The sequence below is a fragment of the Nitrospirota bacterium genome (assembly GCA_035516965.1).
Classification (GTDB): Bacteria; Nitrospirota; UBA9217; order UBA9217; family UBA9217; genus MHEA01.
In genome coordinates, this window is sequence record DATIZR010000082.1 from 20229 (window position 1) to 30211 (window position 9983).

Consider the following 9983-nt stretch of genomic DNA (forward strand, 5'->3'; position numbering starts at 1 on the left):
ATAGGTGAAATGCTTTGTTAAAAAATATCATTTTTTACTAAGTTGTCGGCTGGTTTTAAGGATGCATTTTCTCATTCAGTTTACGCTCCAATAGCTCGTAGAGTTTTGTTTCAATATTGTCTAGAACTACTTCATAGTCATTTCCAAAAAGCTCCGTCACTACAAAGCCCTTGAGAAGCGATTTCCAAAGAATTTGACCAGTCGAGACCGAGACAGCTTTAATATCTATGTCCACAAAATAAGCACTTTGGCTATGGTGAATTCCCATACCAGGGATGGTCGTAATTATCGCTGCGTCGGCATTTATTAATTTTCCAACATATTGTGCTTTCTCTATGGTTAAGCCAGTTTGAGATAGTTTCTGCTCTCTCAAGAGTGCCTCTAATTTAGCGCGCTCTACACATTCATGCCCTAATCGAAGCATCATTAGTTCAATTTTATCTGTATTTCTTTTAATTACACGCTGACCCTCCCATGGCCTAGCATCAAGAAACTCAACATGATGCTCAACAGGCAAAACGACATATGAATGAATATTATAAGTATTAATTTTCGGATCTACATAACCGTTCTCTTTTACTTGATAATTCATAGTAGAAAGATCTACTAGCGGAGATCTAGCAACTACCGCGTTATCTTGCAAATTGTAATAGCGAATCCTCTCAAAATCAGCCCTCGCTTCATTGTTTTGGCCGAGTCTTTCATAGCAATAAGCCCTATTTTTGAGCCATGATGTACGATCTCCGAATTTCAATGCTGCGGTGTAATATTTAATGGCAGCGGCACAATTATCATCACGATAGGAATTATCCGCACGATCAGCATCTACCTCCCCCTGCAAAGACCACAATAAAGGGTTCAAGTTGGCGTATTTTGCTGCCTGCACTGAAAATACATTCATCTTTTCATATGAACCACCGAACGCCGGTTTCAAGGACATCATATATTCGTATCTAACATTAAATGTACTTGGGTCGTTTTTTTCCGCCTGCTTCAGAATTTCAATTGCCGTAAACGGCACATCAGATGTCTTAGTTGCTATTTTAATCAGCCATGTATATGCTGGCATTAGCGAGGGATTCTTCTTAATGGACGTCTGTAAATCATTTGAAGCATCAAGATAGAGTTGATGTTTATTCTTTTCAAATACTGAAGATGCCTGCAGTGCCTTATAAACGCCTCTGGCACAAAATGAAATATAGGATCCTCTTGTCGAGACCCACAGATCCAAATCTCTCAGTGCTATTTCATAAAATGGACTAAATGACTCGTACGCTTGTTGAAGATATCCTTCATATTGCGTATCAATTTTATATTGCCGTAACATTTGTTCAAGCAATTGCTCAAGTGATTGAAAGTCGCGTTTAGCCAGCAACTCTTCTATTTTGAACCTTTGAGGACCGCCAAAACTGTATGATCTTTTAAGCGACAGGTTGCTCATCTCTACTTGCTGTATATTCGGATTTACAAGTACTATATTATAGGGTTTTATTACTGAATATTCTTTGAAGTCAAGTGTATCATTGGTATGATTTATAATTGTTGTCCCAAAACCCAGTATTTGTGTGGCTACCTTGAGAACTCTCGTTTCGGGCACCCTCGCAGTTTGTTCCAAAACAATTGAGCCCGATCCCTTAGGCACAACCTTCCTTATGGATGCGATAATGGGATCAACTCCGCCGAATTCGCCTTTTTGAATAATTACTGTGATATCTCCTAGAGGATCAACCATATTGTATTCAACTTTCACCATAAAATGAACTTCGCTGCTCAATACAAGAGGTAAAAATGGATCAGGTTGTATTTCCACTACCTTTATGGTATTGCCCTCTGCAAAACATAATCCAGCGTTACACGGAATATAAATTAAGATTAACGGTAATAGCAGCAGTGAAGCTCGAAGGCACTTCATCGTATTATCTCCATTACTATTTAACCAATTATTGAGCAAAGTTAATCCGTGCGCAAATGCGTTTCAAGTTATGTGCATGTTTTATTGTGTAATTACCTAGAAGATATTTTAATTTACTGATATATGCCTGACCTAAGAAGATGTCAATGATAATGGTCAACAAATACAGAATTAAAGTTACACTCTCAATACAACTGTTACGTATGTATAGTACAGGAAGAATTCTTGCGCGCCACTTATTGTCTTTTTATGACAGAGTAACTCTCACGAGAATCGCTAATTCGACGCCCATTCCCGTCGAAGCTTCACGGTTCGTACACCATCAAATTGCTGGTTGCTGTTGCGATCAGTTTATTCTTGTCGTTGTGAGCCTCGCCGTACATCTGGACCAACTTTTTGCCCTTAGACTTGAACTCCGCCATGATCACCACGGTCTCACCGGGTCTAACCGGCCTTATAAAGTTAACAGTTATATCGATGGACACGCAGGGCTTGCGCATGGTCTTGAACGATAGCGGACCGAAGGTGTCGTCGAAAAAACTGCCTAGGATCCCGCCCTGGAGCGAACCGACGGGATTTGTCTGGTCTTCCCGCACAGGGAAGGCGACAGTCAGGCTCTTGTTCGGCACATAGGCGATGATCTTTGCTCCCGATGCCAAATAGCAAGGCGGCGGCACTTTCACGCCGGGATATTTTATTTGAAATTCAGCGTCATAAAAAAACTCTGGCATATTCTCCTGTCCTTTGCCCGCGGTGCTCTCGCTATTCATCGAGTGCTCCTTTTCGCCGGTGTTGACCTGCTCCCGGTTCTTGTACTGGTTGGACAGTTGGACTCTTTGGAAATCCTTATGTGAACAATACCGGATGTCAATACGCGACCCATCTTGACTGACAATCGCCTCTCGTATTCATTGCCCAATTGACGGTGTCCTCCAATTCAAGGTCTGAATTTGCTGCGTATTAAAGCTGAGCCGTTCTTGATTTTATCCAAGATTACCTTTTATTGCACTCCAGCCATGCAGAAGAATAACAAGACGGCGTAAGAATGTCAATTTTAAGGTCCGGCTCCAAACGTTGCAACTCAGCCAATCCGGGGGGTGTATTGCGTGTTCAATCAGTTCTTTATGGGCGTATTTGACGTATTCGATGCATTTTGAGAATGTAACCAGAATCACAGATTAAAGCATGAACACCTCATATACTTTACACAGTGTGAGCTTCGATTCCCTTGCGATTATTGACGGCATTCAGCAACTAACAAATCAAATTCTTTACAAAATGGCAAGAAAATTTCTCGCGGAGGCGCAGAGCTCGCAGAGAAAATAAAAAAATAATTCGCCATGAAAGACTTTCGGATTTTGGTTTTAAACTCTGCGTCCTCCGCGTGCTCCGCGAGAGACGCCTTTAGCTTCTGGTTTTGATCCGGTTTGTCCGGGTTAGGATATTCGAGAAACTTTCCGACAAAAGGAGAAATCCAAAAAAGGAGGTGAATGTATCTTGAAAAAATTAGTCGCACTCCTCACGGCAGCAGTGTTATCACTTGTCCTTGGTGTCGTGTATGCAGAAGACGAGACAAAGATGCCCTGGGATAATTTGCCAAAGGGAGCACCATCAACAAAAGAAAAGAAGCCGGTCAAAAATAAAGACACGCAAAAAAAAGTGGCAAAAATTGATAAAGATAAGAAGACGGGCAAGGACAGGAAAAAGAGGGCTGGAGAAACGGCAAAATAGGCTTCCTTCATTCGGCATTACGTCAGCAGATACTCTCAACGAGTGCAATTACACGACACAAGCAGGCCGCGCAGCATGGCCTGCTTTTTATATTTTAAACGGACATTTGGCCTATATATTTCCTCCAAATCCGCGGTCCCCAGGGTGTAAAAAGGGTGCGGCGACAGTCAGTTAAATCGGTTGTTCATAGCCGCTGGTTCAAAGTGTCGCCTTGACTACCCTTGCGTTATCGCTTATACTTGATTTTGTTGAAGCGTGGGTTGGCGAGCTATTCCTAGCTCATCTCGATAACAGTTGGATCAGGTTTATTCAAATATATAATCAAATATATAAGATGAAGGGAGAAAATGTATGATTAAGAAAGATGAGATGCCACTTTGTGAAGCGGCAAATTACTTTAAGGAAGAGATCCTTGAGATCATGCCGGATATTTCTGTAGACCAGCTCGCTGACATGGTGTCATTATATATTTACTATCAATATGGCATTACCAAGGAAGAAGCGAAGAGCGTTATTGAAAAAACCTGTATATGAGAGCTCAGATTGGTTAAACTCTCGGCTGTTCCAGCAAGGCATTTTTGCAGGACCTTTTCAAGGTAAAAGCCGGCAGCTGCGGCATGAAACATCGGAGCTACTCCTCGTCCGGCTTGTCTTTCTTTATCTTCCCTTCCAGTTGCCTGTATTTCCTGAAGCCGACAGAAAGCGTGGACGACTCCGAGATGGCTCCGGCAACAAGGATCGCATCCATCACTTCTTCCAGCGATGCCCCCTGTTCCCTGGCCCGGCGCATGTGCGCCTCGAGACAATGGTCGCACCGGAGAGCAGCTGCCGCTCCGATCGCGACCAGCTCCGTAGTCTTCCTGTCCAGGGTCGACGGCTCCTTATAGATGGCCATGCCCTTGAGGATAAAGGGATTGAAGTTCCTCGGGCGTTCCTTCAGCACCTTCAATAGAAATCCGACGTCCCCGTTCTGATCCATGTGAAGTTCTGTGAGAGCTTCGGTCAATTCGGCCTTTCCCAGCAACGCTTTGGCCTCACGTATCAGGGCAGGCTTGCCTTTGTCTTTTTTAACGTTGATCTTCTTGCTCCGCACTCCGAACTCCTAACCCGGACAAGCCGGAACCAAAATCTTTAAACCGCCAAGGCGCAGCCTGCCCGACTGCCTTACAGCGCCTCCGCCTTAGCCGCGCTGTGCACTGCCGCGACGTGCGCCTTCGCAAGCTCGTCCTCTGATATATCGAACCGCTGCCCGGCCAGGGTTTCGACCTCGCGGACGAGGGACAGCGCGTCCATCCGGTGTTCTTTCAGGAGATACTGCTTGCTCGCGCCGTGGCTGAAGGTGTCGCGAAGCCCGATCCGCACAAGCTTCTTTGCCAGCCCCGCTTCCGCCATCTTCTCGGCAATGACGCTCCCCAAACCGCCGATGATTGTGTGGTTCTCCATGGTGACGACGCCGAAACGGGACTGCGCGATCGCGTCGATGACGGCCTCATCGTTGAACGGCTTCAGGGTCGAGATGTGCCGGTGCTGGACCGAGAGTCCCCGTTGGTTCAGCGCCTGCACGCCGCGCATCGCCTCTTCGGTCATGATGCCGCTGGACAGCACGACGAGATCCTTCCCCCCGCACAACACGCGCGATCGTCCAAGCTCGAAGGGCTTCTGGAACAGGCGCGGGATCTCTCCCCGGAGCATGCGCACATACACGGGACCCCTGATCCCCTGCATCGCGTCGAGGATCGTCTCCACCTCGGTCGCGTCCCCGCACTCGAGAACGGTCATGTTCGGGAGCGAGCGCATGAGCGTGATGTCCTCGATCGCCTGGTGGGTCGCTCCTCCCGGCGTGGTGATGCCGGGCAGGAACCCGATCATGCGGACGGGCAGATTGGGATAGGCCACGGACATGGCGATCTGGTCGTAGGCCCGGCGGTAGATGAAGACGGCGAAAGTGTGCACGAAAGGGATGAAGCCTTCCCGCGCGAGGCCTGCGGCAAAGCTCAGCATGTTCTGCTCGGCGATGCCCATGGACAGGAAACGGTCGGGATAGGCTTCCCGGAAGAGGTCGATCTCGGTGGAGCTGGTCAGGTCAGCGGAAAGCACGAGCACCTTGGGCTTGTCCGCCGCCCATTTCACGAGATTTTTCGCGTGCACCCTGGTCACGATCTCGGGGCCAATTCGGGCCTTTTCTCCGGATGTTGCCTTCTTCGGGGGGAGAACGATCTCCTTCCCGGACAACTCCGCCAGGGCTTCGGCATACCGCGCTTTTTCCTCTTCGCTCGTAAACCGCACATAGTGCATCTTCGGCGCGCGCGACTTGAGAATGTCCAGGCACCGAGCGGCATCGGTGTCGCAGACCACCACGGTGGGGCGGCCGTCCGGCTTCAGGCCGCCGGCCTCCGCGAGGCGTTTCACGTCGTGGCCGTTCACGCGGAAGACCCGGCAGCCGAAGGCCTCGAGACGCTTGTCCAGGGGCTCGATGTCCATGACGTTGCACATCTTGCCGTCGCACTGGAAGCCGTTCACGTCCACGTAGATGATCACGTTGTCGAGCATATGAAAGGACATGGCCTGGATCGCCTCCCAGGTCTGGCCGATCTGGAACTCGCCGTCGGACATGAAGAGGAACACCCGGCCCTTCTCCCCGTTCCTCCTGCGCGCCATGGCCGTGCCCGCCGCCTGGCTGATCCCCTGGCCGAGCGAGCCGGTCATGGATTCCATGCCCGGTGAATGTTCCGCGCCGATCATCTCGACGCTGCTCCCGTCCCTGTTGAACTGGAGCAGGCCCTCCTCGGCCATGCGGCCGGTTTCGATCAGAGTGGCGTAGAGCACCAGGGCATACTGCGCGGGCGAGAGAAAGAACCGGTCGTTGTCCCTGCCCGGCCCGTTGAATGAGGCACCGGTGAAGTACCCCGGGTTGTCCGGGCCCGGCACTCCGGGGAACGGCTTCGGCATGAGAGGGGCGTCAATGCGGCCAAGGTTCATGACCTTCCCATAGAGCGTCGCGAAGATCTCCGCCGACGAGCAGGCCTGGCTCAGGTACCCGCCGTTGCTTCTTATCGTGTGCTCCAGCACGCGCCGGCGTATGCCGGCGGCGATGCGTTTGATCTCATCCTGCCAGGTTGAGGCGCTAACTTTTTTGTCCGTAGCTTTCATAGCAGCCCTTCCATCTTCTCTCAAGAATGAAACGATTTTACCACAGAGGACACGGAGAAATACTCCCCTTGGAAAAGAACGGATACTCCCTCTGTGTACTCTGTGGTATAGGACTAGTCTTTAATGGCGTTGATTATCACGCACGGATAAATGTTAGTCAAGGCGAAATTATTGCGGGGAGCGGTCATCAGCGGGAAAATCCTACCGCGGCACCGTACAGGAGGCAGCGCCCTTTTGACGCCGTACTATTGTCTGAAGGGACTCTCTTCTTCGCGGAGACAACCCGAGGTCGTCCAGCTCCTTCATAAGATCTTCATAGGAGCCCTCGCCGCCGAGATATCCGTTCAGGCGGGCCGCGGCGGTGGACGCGACCAGGTCTCGAACGTCCGGATAGGCTCTCCGGAGCTCCTCCAGGAATTCCGGGTGCAGCCGCAAAGAGTGCTTCTGGTGGTAGTCCTCGGCAGCGAAGAAATCCCTGAACGGGACGATCTCCGTCCGGACCGGGCGGCCGATCTGTGCAGCAACCTCTTCTCTGGTCTCCTCGGCCAGCATCTTCTGCTCCCCGTCGTGATAAAAGAGGATCGCCGCGTATTGCCGCGACCAGGCCTGGCTGGCAGGGTCATGGCCCTTCCAGAAGATATCGAGCAGTTCGCGGTACGTGATGACAGCAGGGTCGTAATCGATCTGGACTGTTTCTGCATGGCCGCCGAGATCGTGATAAGTAGGATTCCTGCCGGTCCCCCCGGCATACCCGACGCGGGTACGGATCACTCCGGGCAGACTCCCGAACCGGGAGTCAGGGCCCCAGAATCACCCCATGGCAAACGTGGCAGTCCGGGTCGCGGAAGGTACGCGTGAATCGATGGGAGGCTTCGGTCCCGGTTTTTGCGCGAAGCTGAATGCTGAATCCATGGCAGATCCCCCTTTTGATGCAGTCAGCGAGTACAGGCCCAGTGCCGTGATACTAAAAAGCGCCGACACGACGGCTATGGTCTTCCAAGGCATGGACCGTTTTTCCTTATTGTGGATTCTTTGCATAATATAACCCGGGAACAAGAACGTCCGCCAGTCCTTTCAATGACACCGGGACAAAAAAACGGGGCCTCCGGGGCCCCGATGATAGATTCGCAATACCTGAATGGAACGCAGGGACTTATGCCTGGCCCGATGAGCCGAGCACCTCATTGTTCTTGTGAATGATCATTTTGATCAGCTCGTCCCGGGCGGGGCCGAGGTACTTCCGGGGGTCGAACTCAGCCGGTTTTTCGGCCATGGTCTTCCGGATCATTGCGGTCATGGCAAGCCGGCCGTCGCTGTCGATGTTCACCTTGCAGACCGCGCTTCGCGCCGCCTTGCGGAGCTGGTCCTCGGGGATGCCGACGGCGTCCTTGAGCTTGCCGCCGTTCGAGTTGATGATCTGCACATATTCGGGGATGACCGATGACGCGCCGTGCAGCACGATCGGGAAGCCGGGAATGCGCTTCTCGATCTCGTCGAGGATGTCGAACCGGAGCGCCGGAGGGACGAGCACGCCGCGGCTGTCACGGGTGCACTGCTCGGGCTTGAACTTCATGGCACCGTGAGAGGTGCCGATGGAGATGGCGAGGGAGTCCACGCCGGTCTTCTTCACGAAATCTTCAACCTGCTCGGGTTTCGTGTAGGTCGACTTGTCGGCCACCACCGCGTCCTCGATCCCGGCGAGTACGCCGAGCTCGCCCTCCACCGTGACATCGTACTGGCGGGCGTACTCCACCACCTGCTTGGTCACTTTCACGTTGTCTTCATAGGAGTGGTGCGAGCCGTCGATCATGACCGAGGAGAAGCCGGAGTCGATGCAGGACTTGCAGAGCTCGAAGGTGTCGCCGTGGTCCAGGTGCAGGCTGAACTTAACCGGCGAATTTGCGTCCTTGATCATGGCGACGGCGCCCATCGCAAGGAACCGCAGGAGGGTCTGGTTCGCGTACTTCCGCGCGCCGCTCGAAACCTGGAGGATGAACGGCGACTTCGACTCCACGCATCCCAGGACGATCGCCTGCAGCTGCTCCATGTTGTTGAAGTTGTACGCCGGGATCGCGTACTTGCCCGCCATGGCCTTCTTGAACATCTCACGGGTGTTGACCAGGCCGATGTCCTTCCATGAAACCTTCTCCATTGTGCCTCCTCCTGTGCAGTGGTTTATTCAATCGCGCGCGAAACTGACACGTCACGTCCGGATTTTATCACGAGTTCCGGGGGAACTGCAAGGGGCAACGGGCCCGGCGCAGGACAAAGAGTCTCTCACGCTTGCAACTCTTACATCAGCCTTGCCCCGCACTTCTTGCAGCTCTGCGTGAAGATATCATTGCCGAGATATTTTTTGCAGGAGGGGCATATCCAGTTCCAGGCGCTGAAGTTGATGAAGGACAGGATAACCAGGATCTGGGCGATGGTGATCGTCCCTTTCGAGAACTGCCCGAAGAGGTCCGGCCGCTTCCAGGCCGCGGCAAGAAGAAACATGAGGGCCGGCGCCAGCACGATGGCGAGGATCTGCCGGTTCTTGATCGAAGAAAATCGCCGCTTGATCTGATCGTCATCCTGTTTCCGCATTTCCCGTTCCTCTCCTGTCGGGCTGTATTCGTTTTTTTTCGCCGTTCTCTGCTGCTTATTTGAAAACCGATTACCTGTGTTAATCTGTGATTATGAAGGTCAATTCCCGCAGCACTTCTTGAACTTCTTGCCGCTTCCGCAGGTACAGGGATCGTTGCGGCCGGTCTTGGGCAAGGCGCGGGAGACCGGTTTCGGCATCGTCTTCCCGGTCGTGAAGTACCAGACCCCCTCCTCCTTCTTGAAAGAGGAGAGCTCGTGGTGCTCTTGCCTGAGCCCGTTTTCCGTGTAGGACACCGTGAACTCCACCTGGCCCTCTGCGTCATCCGGTCCGCCGCTGATCGTCTTCAGGATCGTGATCCCGTGCCACCGGGCCCGTTCAGCCCAGGCGCGGCTGCTCTTTTCGTCATAGTCGGACCGGTGATCGCGGTGCAGGGATGTGAGAATATAGGGTATCTCTTGCTTGACGTAGGCGCTGTACCGCGAGCGCATGAGCTGCTCGGCTGTCGCCGCCCGTTGCTCGCCCGAGATAAGGGGGCCGCAGCAGGAGCCGTAATCAACGTTTGAACCGCAGGGGCAAGGATCCATTTCAGAGAACTCCTCTTGT

10 protein-coding genes and 2 pseudogenes are annotated in these 9983 nt (G+C 52.1%); 2 read left to right on the forward strand and 10 right to left on the reverse strand.

Annotation, left to right across the window (positions count from 1 at the left end; translation table 11 throughout):
• Positions 1-55: 55 nt before the first annotated feature.
• Together VL197_12475 and VL197_12480 are read right to left on the reverse strand one after the other, a co-directional pair.
• The gene (locus VL197_12475; GenBank protein HUJ18796.1) at positions 56-1912 is read right to left on the reverse strand and encodes a CsgG/HfaB family protein; all 1857 of its coding nucleotides are present in this window, start codon (positions 1910-1912) and stop codon (positions 56-58) included.
• 305 nt (positions 1913-2217) lie between these two features.
• Positions 2218-2682 carry a PaaI family thioesterase gene (locus tag VL197_12480; GenBank protein HUJ18797.1) on the reverse strand — a complete coding sequence of 155 codons (465 nt, stop codon included), beginning with the start codon at positions 2680-2682 and terminating at the stop codon, positions 2218-2220.
• A 727-nt stretch (positions 2683-3409) separates the two neighbouring features.
• Here VL197_12480 and VL197_12485 point away from each other — a divergent pair.
• Together VL197_12485 and VL197_12490 are read left to right on the forward strand one after the other, a co-directional pair.
• On the forward strand, positions 3410-3643 hold the full coding sequence (locus VL197_12485; GenBank protein HUJ18798.1) for a hypothetical protein: 234 nt from the start codon (positions 3410-3412) through the stop codon (positions 3641-3643).
• Between the two features lie 351 nt (positions 3644-3994).
• Complete coding sequence (locus VL197_12490; protein ID HUJ18799.1) at positions 3995-4177, forward strand: hypothetical protein; 183 nt, start codon at positions 3995-3997, stop codon at positions 4175-4177.
• Between the two features lie 97 nt (positions 4178-4274).
• On the opposite strand, the gene VL197_12495 is transcribed toward VL197_12490, so the two are convergent.
• From VL197_12495 to VL197_12530, 8 genes and pseudogenes are all read right to left on the reverse strand, one after another.
• Positions 4275-4736, reverse strand: a complete 462-nt coding sequence (locus VL197_12495) for a carboxymuconolactone decarboxylase family protein (protein HUJ18800.1) — start codon at positions 4734-4736, stop codon at positions 4275-4277.
• A gap of 71 nt (positions 4737-4807) precedes the next feature.
• Positions 4808-5815: a transketolase C-terminal domain-containing protein gene (locus tag VL197_12500; protein ID HUJ18801.1), complete on the reverse strand. Its 1008-nt coding sequence runs from the start codon at positions 5813-5815 to the stop codon at positions 4808-4810.
• A 180-nt stretch (positions 5816-5995) separates the two neighbouring features.
• Positions 5996-6793: pseudogene (locus tag VL197_12505) on the reverse strand (1-deoxy-D-xylulose-5-phosphate synthase N-terminal domain-containing protein).
• 201 nt (positions 6794-6994) lie between these two features.
• Positions 6995-7228, reverse strand: coding sequence for a hypothetical protein (locus VL197_12510; GenBank protein HUJ18802.1), 234 nt, complete (start codon positions 7226-7228; stop codon positions 6995-6997).
• 12 nt (positions 7229-7240) lie between these two features.
• Positions 7241-7591: pseudogene (locus VL197_12515) on the reverse strand (peptide-methionine (S)-S-oxide reductase).
• 355 nt (positions 7592-7946) lie between these two features.
• Positions 7947-8945, reverse strand: coding sequence for a class II fructose-bisphosphate aldolase (locus VL197_12520; protein HUJ18803.1), 999 nt, complete (start codon positions 8943-8945; stop codon positions 7947-7949).
• A gap of 140 nt (positions 8946-9085) precedes the next feature.
• Positions 9086-9379, reverse strand: a complete 294-nt coding sequence (locus tag VL197_12525; protein HUJ18804.1) for a hypothetical protein — start codon at positions 9377-9379, stop codon at positions 9086-9088.
• A 99-nt stretch (positions 9380-9478) separates the two neighbouring features.
• Complete coding sequence (locus tag VL197_12530; protein ID HUJ18805.1) at positions 9479-9964, reverse strand: YchJ family protein; 486 nt, start codon at positions 9962-9964, stop codon at positions 9479-9481.
• Positions 9965-9983: the final 19 nt, after the last annotated feature.